Here is a 20,510-nt window from a genome sequence, read left to right on the forward strand (position 1 = left end):
ACCGCGGCAAAAGACTAGGCTTAAGATTTAATTTAATTGCTGGAATCTATAACATGGAGCTGAGTAAAAAATGACTTATGAAAGAACTCTAATATACAAATGTAAATTTTCGGGATTGTAACAGCTTTGGCATTACTTTTATTCAAAATATGTATTAGGTTTTACTACCGCTGTTTTTCTATCTATACATCAATTAAATTGGCTCATGTATTTAGTTAAATAATTTCATTAACAATAAAAAAACCCTGCTTACGCAGGGTTTTTTTGAATTAGTTCAGTGCTTATGCAGAGAATTGGTTCATTGTATTTTTCGCATCGTCACCCGCTTTAAGCGCGTTGTCGCCAGCGAAGATTTCTTTATGGTCATCACCGATGTCTGAACCAGCCATTGCTTGATGTTTAACACAAGCGATACCGCCACGGATTTCTTTACGTTGTACACCAGCAACATAAGCCAACATACCTTCAGAACCGAAGTAACCTTCTGCAAGCTCATGTGTAGAAAGCGCAGCAGTGTGGTAAGTCGGAAGTGTAATCAAATGATGGAATACACCTGCTTCACGAGAAGCATCAGCTTGGAACGTACGGATCTTCGCATCAGCATCAGCAGCTAATTCAGTATTGTCATACTCAGCGCTCATTAACTTAGCACGGTCGTAAGCAGATACGTCTTTACCTTCAGCAACCCAACGGTCGTAAGCTTGTTGACGGAAGTTTAACGTCCAATTGAATGATGGTGAGTTGTTATAAACAAGTTTTGCATTTGGCACAACTTCACGTACACGGTTCACCATGTGAGCGATTTCTTCAACGTTTGGCGTTGCAGTTTCGATCCAAAGAAGGTCAGCACCGTTCTGTAAGCTTGTTACACAGTCAAGTACAACACGGTCAATTTGAGTACCTTCACGGAATTGATATAGACCAGAAGCTAAACGCTTAGGTCGGTGTAATTTACCATCACGTTTGATTAGGATTTCGTCTTCTTGCGCTTCTGAAATATCAATTTCAGTAGTGTCTAAGTAGCTGATGTATTGAGAAGCGATATCGCCTGGCTCTTTAACCACTGGGATTTTTTGAGTCAAGTCAGCGCCTTCAGAGTCAGTACGTGCAACGATGATACCGTCGTCAAGACCCATTTCTAAGAATGCATAGCGAAGTGCATGGATTTTCGCAATGAAGTCTTCGTGTGGAACAGTTACTTTACCTGCTTGGTGACCACATTGTTTCGCGTCAGAAACTTGGTTTTCGATTTGAAGTGCACATGCACCCGCTTCGATCATTTTCTTCGCAAGTAAGTAAGTTGCTTCTTCGTTACCGAAACCAGCATCGATGTCGGCAATAATTGGCACAACGTGAGTTTGGAAGTTGTCGATTTGTGAAGTGATTTCAGCAGCTTTAGCAGTATCACCCGCTTCTTGCGCTTTTTTAAGTGCACGGAATAAGTCGTTTAATTCTTTTGCGTCTGCTTGACGTAAGAATGTGTAGATTTCCTCGATCAATGCAGGAACTGAAGTTTTTTCGTGCATAGATTGGTCAGGAAGTGGACCAAACTCAGAACGAAGTGCAGCAACCATCCAACCAGAAAGGTAGATGTAACGGCGTTCAGTAGTGCCGAAGTATTTTTTGTTCGCAATCATTTTTTGTTGTGCGATGAAACCATGCCAGCAACCCAAAGATTGAGTATATTTGCTAGAATCAGCATCATAAGCAGCCATATCACGACGCATAATCGCAGCTGTGTATTTCGCAATATCTAAACCAGTCTTGAAACGGTTTTGAAGTTGCATACGTGCAGCATCTTCAGGACTGATGTCTGCCCAAGTGTTGCCGAATTTTGCTTTTAATTCGCGGATTGCATCAATCGCTGTTTGGTATGTAGTCATGATATTTTACCCTGTATATAATTTTAGGATTTATCAATCGAAGGACTAAATCTACTCGGTATTAATTGTTCAGATTTAGAGCGCTTCGTTGCTATGGACTTAGCTTAGATTGACTCTAGAAATTAATCCAATATTTTCGTTTAATTCTCAGTATTTATTTAAAAAATATGTAGATTAAAGTCGTAATATAAATGAAATACCATCCTATAAATTATTGATTTTAATCAAATTTATAAAATAAGTATTTGTACACTTTTAACACAATTTGAGTAATTCTTATTCATTAGACTTAAGTATCAAGCTCAAAATTACGTTTAATTTTTCTTCAAACATCTTTAGATATTAACCTTCAATTGACTTTTCTGACAGAGCCTCGCTATTAAACTGTTAGTTTTAAATGAATATTTTTTAAACTGTGAACCATATTGATGGAATTACCAATAAAGCATTTAAATTGAGATAAACCTAAAAAAAATTTAGAACATAGCATGGTAATTTCAAAAACAACTAAAGCCCTATTTCTTAAATAAATGTATAGGGTCTGTCTTATGACAAAAAAACGTAAATTTGATGAATATATGTTAAATTCTGCTGAAAAAATCAGCATAAAAACACACAAACCTAAGCGCTTATGGCATAATTCCCCACGATTTCAAAAATTTATTTTCGGTATTTTTTTTATGAATCTTGAGCGGGTTGATCTCAATCTCTTAATTTACTTAGATGTTCTTTTGCGAGAGAAGAATGTTACACGTGCAGCAGAACAATTGGGTGTTACTCAGCCTGCAATGAGTAATATTTTACGTCGTCTTCGTAACTTATTTAATGATCCGCTTTTAATTCGCTCTTCTGAAGGAATGACTCCTACAGAAAGGGCTTTAGAACTACAGCCTCGTATTCGTGATGCCCTTTCTGATCTATCTATGATCTTAGAACCACGAACAGAATTTAGACCTTATACGTCAAATCGTGTTTTCCGCATCATGACTTCAGATTATGCTGAAGCTACACTTGTGCCTCGCTTAGTTAAGGCTCTGCGTTCAGAAGCACCAAATGTTGTTTTAGATTTTCTAACACCGAGTGATGTATCTTATCGTGATATGGAACAAGGTAAAGTTGATCTTGCCATCAACCGTTTCAACGAAATACCACAAAGTTTTCATCAGGTTCTGGTGTGGCGTGACAGCTTTTCATGCTTACTGAATAATAAGCATCCTGCCGTCAATAATTTGAATCTTAAAAGTTATCTAGATGCGCAACATATCTGGGTTTCTAAAACTGGGATGGGTGTAGGATTTGGTGTTAACCCAGAGAAACAAGCTGGTTTAGGTTGGATTGATCAAGCTTTAGAACGTATTGGTCAAAAACGCAAAATTTCGGTATTTACACGTCATTATCAAATGCCAGGTTTATTAGCGTCTAATGTCGATCTCATTGCGACATTACCGACGAAAATCGCTCGCCTACAAGCTAAAAGTCAAAACTTGATGCTCAAAGACCCTCCATTTTACATTCCTGAATTTGAACTCAAAATGGCGTGGTGCCCTCTATTACATCATCATCCTGCTCATCGTTGGTTACGTCAGTTGATTTTATATGTTGCTCGTCAAATGACTGAGGAAGAAAATCGTGAATTTCTTTCAAATAACAATACCCACTTCTCACAATTTTGATTGAGTAGAGCTGATTTAAATCAATACTTTAAAATTTTTTACTCAATAACTATGATATTGAGGTAGTGTAAAAATTCACTACCTCTATGTTTTTTGTGATAAAACTTTCCTCATAAATAATTTAAAAACAAAGGTGTTCGTGTGAGCCTCTTTCAGAATTTCGTGATCATTATGATTTTGATTGCTGGAGCTGGATTCTTATCATTAAGTGAAATCGCACTTGCAGGATCACGTAAAGTGAAACTGAAAATTTTGGCTGAGTCTGGTGATGATCGTGCACAAAAAGTGCTTACGCTTCAAGAGAATTCAGCTGATTTCTTTGCTGCCTCTCAAATCGGCTTAAATGCTATTGCAATTTTGGGGGGGATTTTAGGTGAAGCTGCATTTAGACCTTATTTTGTGATTTTGGTCGATCGTTTCTATGATGGTCCTTGGTCACAATCAATTGGTTTTGCATTGTCATTTACTTTAGTGACATCACTGTTTATTTTATTTGCTGATCTTATGCCTAAACGATTGGCAATGATTGCACCTGAAAAAATCGCTGTCTCTTTAATTAATCCTATTCAGGTATTCATTACTGTTTGTCGTCCATTAGCTTGGTTTATCAATGCAATTGCCAACCTATTATTCCGTTTATTCAAAGTAAATACTACTCGTGATGATAATATCACCTTTGATGATATTTCTGCGGTAATGGATGCAGGGGCACAAGCAGGTGTCTTACAAAAACAAGAACATCACTTTATTGAAAATGTATTTGAGCTTGAAGAGCGAAATGTTCCTTCGAGTATGACTACACGTGAAAACGTGGTTTTCTTTACCATCAATGAATCAGAAGAAAGTATTCGTCAAAAACTGGCTGAATTTCCCTATTCAAAATATTTAGTCTGCAATGAAAATATTGATCAAGTGATTGGCTATGTTGATGCTAAAGATATCTTGATTCGTATTTTAAATAATCAAAAATTTAATCAGTTGAATGAATCCACTATCCGTAATGTATTAACGATTCCAGATACACTTACACTATCAGAATTACTTGATCGCTTCAGATCTAGTAAAGAAAAGTTTGCCGTAGTCATCAATGAATATGCCTTGGTGGTTGGTGTTATTACCCTATCTGATATTATGATTACCGTGATGGGTGACTGGGTTACGCCAACGGATGAAGATCTTCAAATTATCAAGCGGGATGATCATTCTTGGCTGATTGAAGGCAGTACACCTATTGAAGATGTCAAGCATGCATTAGAAATTGATGAAATGCCTGATGATGAAAACTATGAAACTTTAGCTGGGTTTATGATGTTTAAACTTCGTAAGATTCCACGTCCTGCTGATAGTGTGGTATTTAATGGTTACAAATTTGAGGTGGTCGATGTTGACCATTTTAAAATTGACCAACTACTCGTGACCAGATTACTTGATGAAAAAGCAGAATTAGAATCAACTGTTGAATAAGACACTATCCACCACTCAGGTGGATTTTTTTATTCAGTTTATCTAATTAAACTTGAGATTTTTCACCTTCAAAAATTATTAAAATTAGAATTTATACTCAATTTTTATTACAACTATCACACTTAAAAATCATGTTTAATGTCTCCAATCACAAAATATAAATTCTAAACTTATGAATTTTAACTACTATTTTTTATAAAAATTATGGTTATTTTAATATTTTCTAAACAATATTTAGTTTAATCATAAATTTCTCTAAGATGGTCGGCGTTTTCGAAGATAACAAATACTGTAATAGAAACAATATTGATTAAAACGCTAATCTAAGGATAGATCCATGTTGACCTTGCTTGGTTTGGGCATGATTTTGTGCTTTATGTACCTCATTATGTCTAGACGTATGACTCCCCTCGTCGCACTCACGCTTATTCCCGTTCTTTTTGCGCTAATTGCATATGGATTAGGTTTTTTTGTAGATAGTTTGAACCATATTCAACTTAATGAACTTGGTGAAATGATGTTAGATGGTGTTAAAAAGTTAGCACCTACCGGCGTCATGTTGCTATTTGCTATCTTGTATTTTGCCATCATGATTGATACAGGTTTATTCGATCCATCAGTGAAATTTATTCTCAGATTGGTAAAAGGTGATCCCCTCAAAGTAGTATTAGGTACGATTACCTTAACATTGATCGTGTCTTTAGATGGTGATGGCTCTACCACTTATATGATCTGTGTTGCTGCCATGTTACCGCTTTACAAGCGATTAGGCATGAGCCCTTTAATTATGGCCTGTCTCATGATGTTAGCCAGTGGAATCATGAATTTAACGCCATGGGGTGGACCTACTGCACGTGCGGCAAGTGCACTCCATGTAGATCCTAGCGATGTGTTTGTTCCTATGATTTTACCGATGCTGTTCGCCATTGGTTGGTTGTACTTTTTAGGAACCATGTATGGCCGAATGGAGCGAAAAAGATTAGGCATCATGGAATTGGATATTAGCCATGGCGACAATATTCAAATTTCATCAAACCCAGAGGCAAATCGAGCGCATTTGAGATGGTTCAATGGATTATTGACTCTTGCACTGATGGCCAGCCTAGTCATGGGTATTTTGCCTATGCCTATTTTATTTATGATTGCATTGTGTATTGCTTTAGTCGTGAACTATCGTGATATTGATATGCAAAAAAGCTTAGTCGCTCATCATGCTGGTAGTGCTTTAAATGTCGTTGGTATTATTTTTGCCGCTGGTATTTTTACAGGTTTACTCACTGGCACGGGTATGGTCGATGCCATGTCAAAAGAGTTAGTAGCGATTATTCCAGATAGTATGGGTCCATATTTGGCACCAATCACAGCCGTTTTAAGCATGCCTTTAACGTTCTTTATGTCAAATGATGCTTTTTACTATGGTGTTCTGCCCATCTTATCTGAAGCTGCAGCACATTATGGCATCTCTCCTGTGGAAATGGCTCGTGCATCGATTGTTGGTCAACCCGTTCATCTGCTCTCACCCTTAGTTCCATCTACCTTTTTACTCTGCGGGCTTGCTGGGATTGAGTTTGGTCAACACCAAAAATTTACCATTAAATGGGCGATTATTACGTGCTTAGTGATGCTTGCAAGTGGATTAATATTTGGGATGTTCCCATTCTATTCTGCTATTTAATCGTATCTCTAGTTTCGGAGTGATTTTTTGATCACTCCAATCTCTTATTTATAAAGGCTTATTGAGCTTGAGTCTCATTCCAAATATTCAAGTTCCCCATGTTAGATAGAAGTTGATACCTCACCACTAAAAACTCTGTCAACAAGGTGGAATAATTCATTTTTGCTTCATTCAACACATTCTGAGCATTAAGCACTTCGAGTAAATTTCCTACACCCGCTTTATAACGTCCTTGGGCGGCTTCATAGGCTTCTGAAGCACTTTGATTCAATATCGTTAGCGCCTTAATATTGTCATGGATTGCATTTAGCTCATTATAGCTTTTCCAGATTTCAGCATTAATTTCAAGCTTCAATCTTTCTTGCTCTAATTGCTTTAATTTTAGGTTTTCTTGAGCAACGACAATTTGATTTTTTCGATTATAACCATCAAACAATGGGAAATTGACTTGCACACCCGCTTGTAGAGATTGGCTGTCACTGCCATAACTGTCACTCGTTTGTTTTTGCTGATCATAAATACCGTTAAAACTAACAGATGGATATCTAGACCGCTGTATTGCCTTAATTTTATTTTCAGCTGCGAGTGAATCATACTGTGCAGCTTTAAACTTTGGATGCATTTTTTCAGCATCCTGAATGAGCATTTCAATCGGTTTAAGATCTAGCTCTTTTGGAATTTTTAACTGATTATTAATTTTGAAATTTTGGTATGCAGGCTCACCTATTAATGATGCTAAAAGTCCTTTTGCAATTTTTAAATCACCTAAAAATTTAGTTTGATCTGACTTTGCTTTCGCCAAATTTGCGGACATTTGTAATGCATCTGATTTGATACCTACACCTGCACGATATCGAGCATTTGCAATTTCATAGTTTTTTTCTGCAAGTACAACCAACTCATTAATATTGTTTAATTTTAACTCAGCCTGAATAATTTGATAATAAGTCGAAATCGTTTTGATGATCATATTTTGCAAAGCAACATCATGCTGTGCCAAAGACATCGCTAATAATTTTTCGGCTTCTTCTGCTTGATAAAATCGACTACCAAAATCATAAAGTAGCCAATTGGCTCTTATTCCAAGTCCGTAACGGCGTAAGTCAGTGTCATAACTCAAAACAGGACGATCTTTTACTTGATTATCATCACGTGACCAATCGTAATTCAAGGTGCTATTCACTTGAGGATAATAATTTGCTTTAGAGATTTTAAGCTGAGCAGCTTGAATACGCGTTTGTACCCAAGCACTTTTTGTCTCAGGATTACGACAAACTGCACGTTCAATGGCATCAATGAGTTCTATTGGCTGTTCATTCTTGAGACTATTTTGAGATAAACAATGTTGAGGTTGACTTAACATTTTCTGATTTTGAAGATCAAGTGACACACTTTGATTGAGTTGTTGTTCTATTTGCTTACGTTTTGTCTCATTCTCGCGGGCTTTACGCTGAGCCGTGAGCTCATCAAACCATAAAGTCTCGCGTTGTTTTTTTTGATTTGGAGTCAGTTTTGACAACCAACTCTCTGCATAAGCCAACGAACTATGTCCGAATAGCGACCCAGCAACAACAATGAAAGCGATGTATGTAATTTTCATTTAGGTTGCAAATCCTTGGTCAACATATCACGGACGATCACGCCATCTTGTAAAGCGATAATCCGCTCAGCAGATGAAATCGTTTCTGGACGATGTGCAATAATCAATTTGGTAATATTCAAATGCTTGAGGTTTGCATTGACCTCTTGTTCTTTTAATACGTCTAAACTACTGGTCGCCTCATCCATAAATAAAATCTTTGGTTTTTTATAGATAGCACGAGCCAATAAAATTCGTTGTTTTTGTCCTCCTGACAACATATTACCAATATCCCCCACTAGGGTTTGATATCCCATTGGCATACGGCTAATGTCATCATGAATTGCGGCATAGGCTGCACATTCTTGTACCCATTGCATGTCAGGATTTGAATCAAAAAAACAAATGTTTTCTGCGATTGAACCAGCAAATAGAATGTCATCTTGTAACACTGTGGCAACTTGATCTCGTACAGCATTTAATCCTAATTGTTCAAAATCACGCCCCATAATTTTGACTTCACCTTCATTCTGTTTAAATACACCTAACAGAACATGTAGCAATGTGGTCTTACCGCAACCTGTTGCCCCCACAATGGCGACAGATTGATTTTGGGGTATCTTGAAACTAATCCCCTTGAGTACATAAGGGTCATTTTCTGAATATTTAAAGTGCAGATTTTCGACCTCAATTGCATTCTCAACCTGATCTACATTTGTGATTTCAGCATCGCCGTATAATTTTTCTTGTTCTGTTAACACAATATCGGATAAACGCTCTACATCAATTTGAAGCATTTTAACTTCGATAAACTTATCGATTAAACCTGCGACTCGGCCATCAAACTGACTTTTATAGGCCATAAAAGCCATCAGTACACCGACTGTAAAATTACCCTCCAATACCAATGTGGCACCTAACCAAATAATTAGAATGTTCTGAATACCAAATAAGACTCCATTTGCCAATGAGAAACCTAAACCTAACTTTTGGGTCGTTAATCCAGCATTAACTTGATTGACCATAAGATTTAACCATGTCGAACGGCGAACATCTTGTCGTTGGAACAGTTTTATGGTTTTTGCCCCACGCACGGTTTCCATAAAATGACTGCTTTGCTTCGCCGCATGAATAATTTGCGCCTCCGTCGCTCGTTTTAAAGGTGCATACCAAATCCATCTGATTAAGGCATACAAGCCCATCGTAAAAATTGCAATCCAAGCTAACTTTGGACTGTATATAAACATTAAAATCAACGTAAATACTGTCATTAATCCATCAAGAATCGCAGCTAAGAACGTTGTGGTGAGTGTGGTTTGAATGTTACCAATTGATCCAAATCGCGAAACAATGTCACCCAGGGATCGTCTTTCAAAATAAGATACAGGAACATTAATCATGTGATTAAAGACATTGGCTTGCCACTGCACACTTAAATGCGTGCTCATATACATCATGATCCAGGAACGGAGTAACCCGATAAACTGCTGAAGTAACATCAGCATGCCAAAGCCAATAGCTAGAATCGTTAAGAGATCTCGATCTGCAGATACGATCACATGGTCTATCACCCATTGCATAAAGAATGGGCTAATTAATGAAAAAACTTCCAAAGCTAAGGCCAAAATTAAAATTTGCCCGAGAGACTTCCATAAACCACGAACATGACCGATTAGACCTTTAAGCTGAATCTGATTTTTATCTTCCTTTTTTTCAAATTCAGTATCTGGCCAAAGCTCTAATGCAACACCCGTAAAATGTTCAGATACCTCATTGAGTGTCAGTACACGTTTACCAAATGCTGGATCTAAAATCGTGACTTTATTGGCACTGACTTCTTGCAATACCACAAAGTGGTTGAAATCCCAATGTAAAATACACGGGGTTTTAAGCTGATCTAAATCTTCTAAATCCAGCTTTAATGGGCGTGTTACCATTTTCAACTGATTACTAATTTTGATCAGCTGATTGAGATTTGAACCCTTTTGAGAAACTGAAAAACGACGTCTTAACGTTAATAAATCAGACTCATAGCCATAATAATGCGCAATCATCGCAATACAGGCTAATCCACATTCTGTCGCTTCCGTCTGTAAAATGGTTGGAATTTTCCGTCCAAATCCAAGAGAAATTTTGTCTAATATCTGCATGTTATTTCTTCTTATATCTTGCCAGTGATGCTATATAACGGTTCGAGTACCCATTCATATAGTTTTCTTTTTTCTTGCATGATATCTGCATCAAAGGCCATGCCCACTTTAAGAGGCTTACTTTCACCATAGGCTTTTACAAACTGTTGTTCTAATTTGACTTTGACTAAATACACAGGTTCACTTTGGTTAAGTGTTACACCCTGACTTAACTCGCCTAAATTGGTCAGTTCTTGTGGGTTCATCGTCGTCGCTGAGATTGAATGAATCACACCTTCACCTTGACCAAATTTTTGGTAAGGATAGGCTTGAAAACGAAGTTTTACGGTTTGACCAGTCCTTATAAATCCAATTGCTGAACTGGATACAAAAAGATGTGCTTCTAAATAAGAAGGCGTCGGAACAATATTCATGACAGGAATATTAGGAGAAATAAACTGACCAACCTCTGCATTAATCGATGCTATTTTTCCTGTCGCATTGGCTTGTAATAGCAAACTATCCCGCGCTTTATTTTCTAAAAATTCTTGCTGATTCGAAGCTAATTGACGATCGACCAAAGTCAGCTCACTTTCCAACTTCGATGCTAGTCCTTGCTGAGCCAATAATTTATTTTCTAATTCAGCTTGTTTAGTATTTTTTTCTCGCTCATAGCTCTGTAAAGCAACTTTTAGGCTGATATAGTTATCTTGCTTCAGTTGATATTCTTCAATCGAAATATATTCTTTATCTTTTAAATCTCGATAACGATGTGCATTTTCTTGTGCAAGTGCTAGACGTTGGCGTTGCTCGGCAATTAAGCCATCTAATTTTATTAAATCTAAACGTATAGATTGAATTTCTGCATTTAATTGTTGAACATTATTTAAATGTAAGTCTTTTAGTTTATTTTTTTCAGTATCTAAACTTTGTTTTTTTAACTCAATTTGTTTTTGTACAGACTCATTATAGTTACCTGTACTATTATAACGCGTCATTTTTAATGTAATTAATGGTGTCCCTTTCTCCACTAATTGACCTTCTTTGACGAATTTTTCACTGACTGTACCCCCTTCAGCACTATAAACTCGGATTAAACCTGTATTAGGAATCAATAATCCTTTAACACTCGTCCTCTTCGTATAGCTTCCAAAAAAAATAAAACTCACTAATAAAACAGTAAAAATGGCGACAACAATCGTGAGTACCGTAAATGAAAATGGTCGAATCAAAATGACTTCACCAATCCACTTTGACTTTTGTGCATCAATCGCTTTGTCTCTAAACAGCTTATTTGTCATATATATTTGTAATTAATTTTTCAAGTACGGGTTTTTATATTGAATTTTCATCAAGTTGACTACATTTCAACAGCGTGCTTAAAAGAGACAAACACAAACCAAAAGTTTTCAATAAAATAGTCATGATCTGTGTTGTCTCCTGTTCTATCCCACACTTCGCTCAGCTAAATCTGCTTTGAATAAACTCAGTTGGATACTGATTTCAATAGATTAAAAACGAAGCGTTCATCTTGTTTTATTTCAAAACTCGATTGACTAAAGGTGCTGTGAACAAAGCATGAGGATCATATTGCTTTAAAATATGACTACTCGACTGAATGGTTAAATGATTAGATTGACCCTGAGCATGGACGCGTGGAATTTCGTAATCGATATAAGTTGAACTATCCCAAGCTTTTTGATTGGTATAGCCCCACCCTTTAGACCATTCTGGTCGCATCAAAGAATCACCTTGATAACGTTGTGACATCCACTCCTCAACTTCTGTGTAAAATTGCGCTGAGAATGGCGTACCTGGCAAGGTTAAAATATCAAACCAAACGGCACAGTCCCATTCAGGATGATCAGGACAAGGTTTAATGGCTGATAATGCTGCTGTTTGAGCGCCGTGAACAATTGAATCTTCTGGATGATCCAAGCCCGTAACTCGAATTTCAACAGGTCCATTCATTGGGAAACGACCCATTTTTTGATATTGCTTCATCTTAATGCCGTAATAATCACAAAAATCAGCAATAACCCGTTGAACGTTTGCACGACTGGTAATGACAGCATAGCCATTTGCAGTAACACGCAAAGTTGTTGGTTTGACATACAGTAAAACGTTTTTTGACGTCCCCCATAAATCATAAGTTTGAGTAGAAGCCAAACCACCAGTCAAAATCGTCGTGATTCCAGATAATGGCGTACCATTTAAACCTAGTTTAGAGATTTCATACTGAGTAAAACCGAAGGTTGGCGTGAGATAAGTACTTTTATTGACGATGATTTTATGAATCAAATCAGTAATAGGTTTGATCAAATTATCTGAGAACCAATAATTGAATGGTTTGACTGTCTGTCGAGCAGTCAAAGGACGATACGGAGTAACAGTCCAAACTTTTAACCAAGGATAATCGGTGAATGGAAACCAAATTGCTTCTGCACGACCAGATTTATCCAGAAAATGAGAGAAGGTACGTCCAGCATGCTTATCTTGAGCGAATAGCTCATTGATATGAATGTCGGTATAGCTTTCACAACGAATATATTGATTTTTTGACGTTTGTAATTGTGCAGATAAAATAAATGCACGACCTATATGAACTAAAAATGCACGAATTTCTGGATCATTTCGCAGGAAGGTTTTCGCAACATATCGACCTTCTCGTTGGTCGAAAACAGCAGCAGTGATCGATACCACTAAATTACTGATCGAACCATAAGTTTGACCTTCTTGTTTTATTTCCCCTACGGCAGGTACACCTGTGCCATGACCATCAATGGCCAACACACCACCCAAAGTTAAATCTCCAGGTGCTGGTACTGCCACAAATCCACGATTACGGTATTCCATTGCGGTTAACAATGCTTCCATTTGAATGCCTGCTTCGGCAGTCACAATACCTTTTGCATCAATACTGACTTTGTTGATATGCGTTGGCATATCAATCAATAAAATTTTAGTAATCTTGTCTTGATCATCCAACAATAAAGGTGACCAATTATGTGACATCCCTTTGGGTCTGACTTTATAGCCATTTTGATAAGCCCAGTTAATGGCTTTTAAAACTTGTTCTTGATTTCTCGGTGATGCTGTCCATGCATTTTCATAACGAGATTCCCCAGACCAATTTTCATATTTCTGTTTAAAAATTGAGATTTCAGTTGGGAAATTTACTAATCTTTCTTGTAAAGGAAAAAACCAAGCTTCTGCCTTTTGTGTTGGAAGCCATGCTGAAACAGCACCAACAGCAGCTAAGCTACCCATTGTTTTTAGAAAGTTTCTTTTATCGTGATCTATTTGTTCTGATGAATTCTGCATTGTTATAGCCACCAAAAGTTTAGCTTTATTATTTCTGTTACTGAAAGCAGACCAGTACTCATGACCAGTCTGCCTTTAACACTTTATTTAAAACTTATGAAAGCCAAGCACGAACGCCATTTAAAGTCGGAAGAAGTTTATATTGACCTTCTGCCTTTTCTTTTTCGTAATGGTTTGGAGTTTCAGCTACATCGCCACCAAGTGCACGACCAAGACCAATTAATGTTTTTGATGCCACTAAACCAGTAGTATCAGCAGCTTGGTGTACTAGCCCTAAACCTACTGCACTGAATACAACACCAACTGATGAAATCAGTTTTGAATTAAGTGTTTGATTGAATAAGTTCACACCGTGGATGATTGAGTCACCAATCAATGTTCCAGCACCAGATACTTCATTGATTTCTTCTTGCTTTAATTCTACTAAGCTCATGATTAAAACCTCGTTATAAAGAATTTATGTTAGATACACCTAACTTTTGTTAAGCACTTTTAATATACAGAATGAATTGTGTATCAATAATGAAAAATGTAGGACACTATTTAATTATTTTGTGATTTAGTTAACATTAATTTTAATAATTCGAGTGACTCAATATTCTTGAAAATAACAGCCCAATTTCAAATAATAGATAGATCATTGTGCCCCCAATCGCCATTGATAATATGTCTGGCGGCGTTACAAACATGGCAATAAAAAAACAAAAGATAAAAATGTAAGGTCTATTTTTTTGGATGGTCTCAATGTCTACTAATCCAAAATACACCGTGATCATAATGACCAATGGCACTTGAAAAATCAGCCCTAAGACGAAGAAAAACTTAATACAAAACAATAAGTATTGTTGTATATCTGTCATAGGGGTCACACTATCTGGAGAAACTCCAATAAAGAATCCCAATACAGCGGGCAGAATAAAAAAGTATCCCAGTGCAATGCCCGAGTAAAACAACACAATACTTGATGGAAAAAAGAAAAAGAAAATTTTACGTTCTTTCAGATAAAGCGCATGTTTTAAAAAAACATATAATTTATAAAAAATAAAAGGAAAAAGGATGATCAGCGTGACAAAAAATACCAACTTAATGGGTGCTACAAATGTACTGGTAATATCTGTCGCAATCATATGCGCATTTGCAGGTAATTTAGCTTGTAGAGGCAGTGCGATTGCGTTATAAATTTTGTTCGCGAATGGCACTAATCCAACAAAAATAACTAAAAAGCCGATAACGACATGAATTAAATTTCGCCTAAATTCTTCAAAATAATCAGAAAAATGACTCAGTGTTTTTTTGAGGTCGGAAGTTTCAGACATATCTCACTCCCATTACATGTATATCAACACACGACCAATGCGCTAAATGAGTCATTAGAAAATCTGTTTTATAAGGTGCTGGCACATAAAACTTTTGGATTGGGAAATATTGTTTTTGTTTCTGATCAATTTGATCATCTAGATGCGCGAAATATTCCTGCATTTGAGTTTCAAGCTGTTTAACATTCTGAATTTCGTCTTTTAATTCTTCACGAAGTTGATGAAGCTCAAGTTCAAGATCTACTTTCTGTTTAATATCGGATTTTATTTCACTTATTTTTTTCAAGCTTCGAAGCGCAAAACGAATCGCATCGGGTAAACGATCAGGACCCAAGACCACAATTACAATCAGTCCAAGAAAGAGTAGTTCTCCAAACCCAACATCAAACATAGGTTAAAACACCACAATATTGCTTTGAATATCGTTTAAAAAAGATTATTGATGAGTGTCTTTTTTATCTTCGCGAACAGCATCTTTAAAATCTTTTACAGCGCCGCCGACATCTTTGCCAAAATTCTTTAATTTAGCTGTACCGAAAATGACCAAAATAATTATGGCAAACAGTGCGATATGACCAATTGAAAGACCCATCATTATAGTTATCCTTATTTTTTAATATTGCTTAATACTAACAGACCAACAATGCATAGAACTCTTGAAATGTCTAACAATCTCAGCATATATATTTGAGTCTGTTTAGATTTTTTATTCTGCTTTCAAAATATAAGCTACTGATAAAAATAAAAAAACCGATTTAAGCCTTTGCTTAAATCGGTTTTCAGTCACTTGGTTCGCTGAACTACGTTTTCAATTCTTTGTTTAACTTGAATAATAAAGGATTAACGACCATAGATTTCTAAAAGTTTATCTAAGGTTGCTTGATAATGAATATCGATATCTTCAGCTAAAATAGCATACGCATTATCTAACTGAACCATTGGCCAGCCTTCTTTCCAAAACGGAAAAATATTGTGTAGATCATGCGTTACGATTGCTTCTTCGCGTGTAATCGCCTGTGCAACCTGCGATAAAACTTGCGCTGTTTCAGCACCATCAATCTCTAGATAATCAATACCACGCGCTTTAAGAATACGAATTCTGTCTTTTTTATATTTAATTTTTTTTGCTTGTGCTTCATTTAAACCTAAAGCAAGTGTCACTGCTTCAACAAACTTTTCTTCAAAAGATTGATGTAATGCAACCAAGGCTTTTTTATGTGCTTCCTGACGCCCCTCTTTACCACCACTACGAATCAATTTATTCGCCTCAACATTAAGTTCGTCAGATTTCATAGACTGTAAAATATCTAAAATTTCGATATCACTTAAAGATTCAGCATTGTGGTGTGTCATGGGAGTACTTCAATTCAACTTAATCTTGCATTTTCTCATAATTCAACACAAATACATAATCTAATTCAAATTGAATCGATAAGCTTTCAAATGATTCTAAATATTTGGAATTATACTTCTGAGTTTTAGTGCAATATGTAAGTCAAAACGATGGGTAGTGTGATTGCAGCACCGATAATTTGCAGACTAATTACGCCAGCCATTAATTGACTGTCACCACCCAATACTTTTGTCAGAATATAAGCAGCTGAAGCCGTTGGTAATGCAAAATATAAAATAAAGATTTGCGTCTCTAAAGCATTGAAGCCCAGCATTTTACAGCCCAGCCAAGCCAAAATCGGCATTAAACATAAACGCGATAGCGTGTTGATCATTAGAGGAAATGATTCTTTTTTAAGAGCCACAAATTGCAATGCAGCACCGACACACATTAGTCCCATAGGTAAGCTACATATCGCAAGTTGGTAAATTAATGACTCTGCACCTTTCCATAATGGTAGCCCGGATACATTGTAGAGCACACCAACCAGGCAACCCAAAATTAAAGGATTTTTGAGTAACGATATAATCACTGCTCGAAAATTCATATTTTCATGATCGGTCAGTGCCAATACCGAGATGATATTCACAACAGGAATACTGATCGCCAACAGCAATGCAAAAATTGTCATGCCTTCTGCTGGAAAAAGCGAAGCAACTACTGCTAAACCAATATAGGTATTAAAACGTACATTGCTTTGAACATAGACTCCAAATCTTCGTGTTGGGGTCTGAAAAATTCTTTTTAGAATATATAAAACTGCACAAGCAATTGGAAAGACCACGAGTAAAATGACTAAAATTTTACTCACCATCTCCATATGAATATCAGCTTGAGCCAAATTACCAAAAAGCATGGCAGGAAAAAACACAAAATAGTTAAGTTTCTCTGCACCCGCCCAAAACTCGTCAGTTAAATATGATTTCTGTTTAAGAAAATATCCAATTAAAATGAGCCCTATCAGCGGCACTAAGGATAAAACAATGCTGTACATAAATGATGAGCCTAATCGAGTGCAGATCGCTCAGTCCTAATACGCTCAATCAACCACAGTGGTTTATTGCATGCATTTTGAACTGATCATTTTATATTACACTGCATCAAGCTGATCGTCTCAAAAATTCATCATTTACATCATGCATTGACTTGTTTTATATACGCTAAAATTTCAGGCAAAGTCTGGATTGTTTTATTTAACGGCGGTTGATGTTCAGCTAAGGATTGGTGAAACCCCGCCAAATATAGTCCATCTAATCCAGCCTGAGTAGCACCCCAATAATCATTCACTGGATGATCACCAACATAAAGACAATGGTCAGGTGCAATTCCTAATTGTTGACAAGTCATATGAAATATTTCTGCTTGAGGCTTTGACACACCTGCCTTCTCAGAACTCATGATCACATCAAAATGATGCGCGATTCCTAGACCTTCGATAATTTTATGTCGAGTGAAATGTCCTCCATTCGAAATGATTGCCAACTTAAATCCTTCGCTTCTAAGCTGATCAAGCGTCTGAATAGCATTTGGCATCATGACTGCGTTTAGTCCAAATTGATTAAACCAATAGTCACTTAATTCATCTAATTCTGGTGCTTTTTTCCATTTCAACTGCTTGAGTAATGCATGAGCGACTGAACCACCAATGGTAGGTTCAGTCATTCTTTCTCGGATGGGATAGCCACCATGATCAATATATCGAATCGTTTCGAGAATCTCAGCTTGCGCAGACGAGGCAGATTGATCGATTTGCTGTTTATAAGTATTAAATAATGCCCGACTAAAAGTTTGAACACTTAAATCTCGGTGTGTCAGTGTATTGTCCAAATCAAAAATAACAGCTTGAATTTTCATAGTGCTTAGAGGAGTGTATTCATTTGCCCATGCTATCAACTCTCCGCAATCTCGATTATTCATTTTTATTTCATCCTAAGCATGAAAATGAATAAAAGATAGATTACAGACTAATTCCATTGATGTTTGTTTTGAGCTGTATACCGACTCCATACTAAAATCGGTATGAACAAAAATAATCCTAATATACAGATCAAAATGAGATACGAGGTATAACCGAGCCAATCGCCTAATATGCCACTCAAGGTATACAGTGCTCCCGCAATGGAAGCCATCAATGCGACTTGGAAAGTAAAATCTGTTCCTGCAAATTCTTTCCGACTGTATTGCATCACCAAGGTTAGAATAATCACCAATAACATCGCAGCGAACATATCTTCTAAAGCATTGATGATATAGATCCACACGACGTTCAATTCAGAAGGTCGCGCCTCATAATGCGATAACCATGCAAATCCAATGAGACTCAATAATTTAAGCAGTGAAAAAGTAATTAAAGCACTTTCACGCGAATAAAACCTAAGTAGCCAACCTGCAATACCTGCTCCGATCAAAGCAGCAAATGCTCCAAGCATGGTCACATTGACACCAATTTGCGTCTTAGATAGTCCTAAATCGACCAACAATGGTTTAAGAATAGGTCCAGACAATCCATCCGTCACTTTAATGCTACACAATACAAAAAACCAAAGTCTGAGTTCTCGATTTTGAAAAAAATATTTTAAGTAATGACTTAAAGCTTTCACGAAACTTTGAGTTTTAGATGATGAATCATCATCTTGATGATTATTGATGCTTTGTGAAGCATGTTGAGGCTCACGATACAATAATACGGGTAGCGTATTAAATGCCACCAAAATAGCCAAGCATAAAAAAGTGGTTTGCCAAGTCAATGCATCTAATACCCACAATATCGCACCGCCTCCCACAATAAAGCCCAACCTTGAACCAATCACTTGGAACATATTGCCTAGATGCTGTTGTTCACCTTTTAGAATATTCACAGCTAAGCCATCGGTTGCTATATCTTGAGTCGCTCCGATACTATTCATCATCAACAATGCCACGAAAAATCCAAAGAGATATTGAGGTTGGTTCAGTGATTGAATGGGGATAAACGATAAGATTATCAACGTAATCATTGTGAGTAACTGAGTAGGTATAATCCAACTGCGGTAATGCCCTTGATTGAACAAATGATAGCGATCAACCAATGGAGCCCATAAAACTTTGAGTGCCCACGGAGCCATCAGCAATCCAAATCCACCAATATGCGTTAAGGAAACACCTTCAGCACGCAGAATCACGGGCAAAGCATGTGTCATAAATCCTACTGGCAATCCTTGCGCCCAATAGAGTGAAAATAAAAGCACATACATTTTGGTATTTGGTGACATGAAAGAGGTGTCCTGCAACTGATATCTTCTTAATCAATTCGTATTTAGATGTCCTTGTCACTTGATTCTTATTCTGCCAATGTATCTCATACACAAGGTCTTTATAATAAGTTTAAAAAGCAATTATACAACGCACAATGAACAATAGATTTCCAAAATTACCATCACAAGTTCCTCAACGCGGTTCAAAGTTGAGTCGAGCAGCGTTCAAACAGCTTTATCTTCGACAAGGCTGGTCTTTTGAAGGAGAATTTCCAAATTTCCCCAAAGCTGTCGCAATTGTGTCCCCGCATACATCAAATTATGATGGACTGTATGCCTTTCTCGCGATGCTTGGCATTGGCATTGAAGTCACAATCTTTGGAAAAGATAGTCTGTTCAAATCTCCACTCAAACATTTACTCAAATGGATCGGGGTGATTCCGGTAAAACGCGATACCCCCCAAGGCTTGACTCAACAAATTGTTCAAGCCATTCATGAACGAGATAAAATTTGGGTCGCAATGGCACCTGAAGGTACACGAAAAAGTGCTGAAAAGATTCGCAGCGGTTTTTATCACATTGCCTTAGGTGCAAATATACCAGTGGTAATGTTTGCATTTGATTATGATCATAAAGTCATTCGATGTTTAGGAAGCCTCGAAATGACGGGAGACTATGAATCTGATCTGCACAAAATATTAGAATATTATCGTGGAAAAATTTCTCCTAAAAATATGAGTCGTTTAGCATTACCCTTTAAAGAACTTTTGTAAAAATGCTAGAAAAATAGACAGCAATCTGTTGAGATATGCCTAAAATTTTGACACTTTTTAGCAGATTA

Annotated in this window: 16 protein-coding genes and 1 pseudogene; 4 read left to right on the forward strand and 13 right to left on the reverse strand. The window is 36.8% G+C overall.

Annotation, left to right across the window (positions count from 1 at the left end; all coding sequences use genetic code 11):
* Positions 1 to 281: 281 nt before the first annotated feature.
* Positions 282 to 1,883, reverse strand: a complete 1,602-nt coding sequence (locus tag AC1M9P_RS07725; RefSeq protein WP_035267987.1) for an isocitrate lyase — start codon at positions 1,881 to 1,883, stop codon at positions 282 to 284.
* A 680-nt stretch (positions 1,884 to 2,563) separates the two neighbouring features.
* On the opposite strand from AC1M9P_RS07725, the gene AC1M9P_RS07730 reads away from it, so the two are divergent.
* The 3 genes from AC1M9P_RS07730 (at position 2,564) to AC1M9P_RS07740 (ending at position 6,695) form a co-directional block, all read left to right on the forward strand.
* Positions 2,564 to 3,556 carry a LysR family transcriptional regulator gene (locus tag AC1M9P_RS07730; protein WP_035268043.1) on the forward strand — a complete coding sequence of 331 codons (993 nt, stop codon included), beginning with the start codon at positions 2,564 to 2,566 and terminating at the stop codon, positions 3,554 to 3,556.
* A gap of 141 nt (positions 3,557 to 3,697) precedes the next feature.
* The gene (gene paeA, locus AC1M9P_RS07735) at positions 3,698 to 5,020 is read left to right on the forward strand and encodes a polyamine export protein PaeA (protein ID WP_035267989.1); all 1,323 of its coding nucleotides are present in this window, start codon (positions 3,698 to 3,700) and stop codon (positions 5,018 to 5,020) included.
* 337 nt (positions 5,021 to 5,357) lie between these two features.
* Positions 5,358 to 6,695 (forward strand): CitMHS family transporter, encoded by a 1,338-nt coding sequence (locus tag AC1M9P_RS07740; protein WP_092767019.1) that lies wholly within the window; start codon positions 5,358 to 5,360, stop codon positions 6,693 to 6,695.
* Positions 6,696 to 6,753: 58 nt separating this feature from the next.
* Here AC1M9P_RS07740 and AC1M9P_RS07745 read toward each other — a convergent pair whose 3' ends face one another.
* The 12 genes and pseudogenes from AC1M9P_RS07745 to AC1M9P_RS07800 all read right to left on the reverse strand — a co-directional run bounded on the left by AC1M9P_RS07745 (position 6,754) and on the right by AC1M9P_RS07800 (position 19,687).
* Complete coding sequence (locus tag AC1M9P_RS07745; RefSeq protein ID WP_481587241.1) at positions 6,754 to 8,295, reverse strand: TolC family protein; 1,542 nt, start codon at positions 8,293 to 8,295, stop codon at positions 6,754 to 6,756.
* The gene (locus AC1M9P_RS07750) at positions 8,292 to 10,424 is read right to left on the reverse strand and encodes a peptidase domain-containing ABC transporter (RefSeq protein ID WP_481587242.1); all 2,133 of its coding nucleotides are present in this window, start codon (positions 10,422 to 10,424) and stop codon (positions 8,292 to 8,294) included. Before AC1M9P_RS07750 ends, AC1M9P_RS07745 begins: the two co-directional genes overlap by 4 nt.
* 11 nt (positions 10,425 to 10,435) lie before the next feature.
* Positions 10,436 to 11,704, reverse strand: coding sequence for an HlyD family secretion protein (locus AC1M9P_RS07755; RefSeq protein WP_481587243.1), 1,269 nt, complete (start codon positions 11,702 to 11,704; stop codon positions 10,436 to 10,438).
* A 235-nt stretch (positions 11,705 to 11,939) separates the two neighbouring features.
* A complete protein-coding gene (locus AC1M9P_RS07760; protein WP_481587244.1) occupies positions 11,940 to 13,727 on the reverse strand; it encodes a cholesterol oxidase substrate-binding domain-containing protein in 1,788 nt (595 codons plus the stop codon).
* A gap of 94 nt (positions 13,728 to 13,821) precedes the next feature.
* Positions 13,822 to 14,160: a hypothetical protein gene (locus AC1M9P_RS07765; RefSeq protein ID WP_035268003.1), complete on the reverse strand. Its 339-nt coding sequence runs from the start codon at positions 14,158 to 14,160 to the stop codon at positions 13,822 to 13,824.
* A 142-nt stretch (positions 14,161 to 14,302) separates the two neighbouring features.
* Positions 14,303 to 15,043 (reverse strand): twin-arginine translocase subunit TatC, encoded by a 741-nt coding sequence (gene tatC, locus AC1M9P_RS07770; RefSeq protein WP_481587245.1) that lies wholly within the window; start codon positions 15,041 to 15,043, stop codon positions 14,303 to 14,305.
* The gene (gene tatB / locus AC1M9P_RS07775; protein ID WP_051586589.1) at positions 15,036 to 15,434 is read right to left on the reverse strand and encodes a Sec-independent protein translocase protein TatB; all 399 of its coding nucleotides are present in this window, start codon (positions 15,432 to 15,434) and stop codon (positions 15,036 to 15,038) included. The genes tatC and tatB overlap by 8 nt, the downstream gene beginning before the upstream one ends.
* 54 nt (positions 15,435 to 15,488) lie before the next feature.
* Positions 15,489 to 15,638: pseudogene (gene tatA, locus AC1M9P_RS07780) on the reverse strand (twin-arginine translocase TatA/TatE family subunit); the annotation flags it as partial.
* 245 nt (positions 15,639 to 15,883) lie between these two features.
* Positions 15,884 to 16,396, reverse strand: a complete 513-nt coding sequence (locus AC1M9P_RS07785) for a hypothetical protein (protein WP_179998562.1) — start codon at positions 16,394 to 16,396, stop codon at positions 15,884 to 15,886.
* Between the two features lie 125 nt (positions 16,397 to 16,521).
* A complete protein-coding gene (locus AC1M9P_RS07790) occupies positions 16,522 to 17,430 on the reverse strand; it encodes an AEC family transporter (protein ID WP_481587246.1) in 909 nt (302 codons plus the stop codon).
* Between the two features lie 140 nt (positions 17,431 to 17,570).
* Positions 17,571 to 18,290, reverse strand: coding sequence for an HAD family hydrolase (locus AC1M9P_RS07795; protein ID WP_481587325.1), 720 nt, complete (start codon positions 18,288 to 18,290; stop codon positions 17,571 to 17,573).
* Between the two features lie 110 nt (positions 18,291 to 18,400).
* Positions 18,401 to 19,687 (reverse strand): MFS transporter, encoded by a 1,287-nt coding sequence (locus AC1M9P_RS07800; RefSeq protein ID WP_481587247.1) that lies wholly within the window; start codon positions 19,685 to 19,687, stop codon positions 18,401 to 18,403.
* 137 nt (positions 19,688 to 19,824) lie between these two features.
* On the opposite strand from AC1M9P_RS07800, the gene AC1M9P_RS07805 reads away from it, so the two are divergent.
* Positions 19,825 to 20,442, forward strand: a complete 618-nt coding sequence (locus AC1M9P_RS07805; protein WP_481587248.1) for a lysophospholipid acyltransferase family protein — start codon at positions 19,825 to 19,827, stop codon at positions 20,440 to 20,442.
* Positions 20,443 to 20,510: the final 68 nt, after the last annotated feature.

The organism is Acinetobacter sp. 25-47-122 (genome assembly GCF_056779695.1).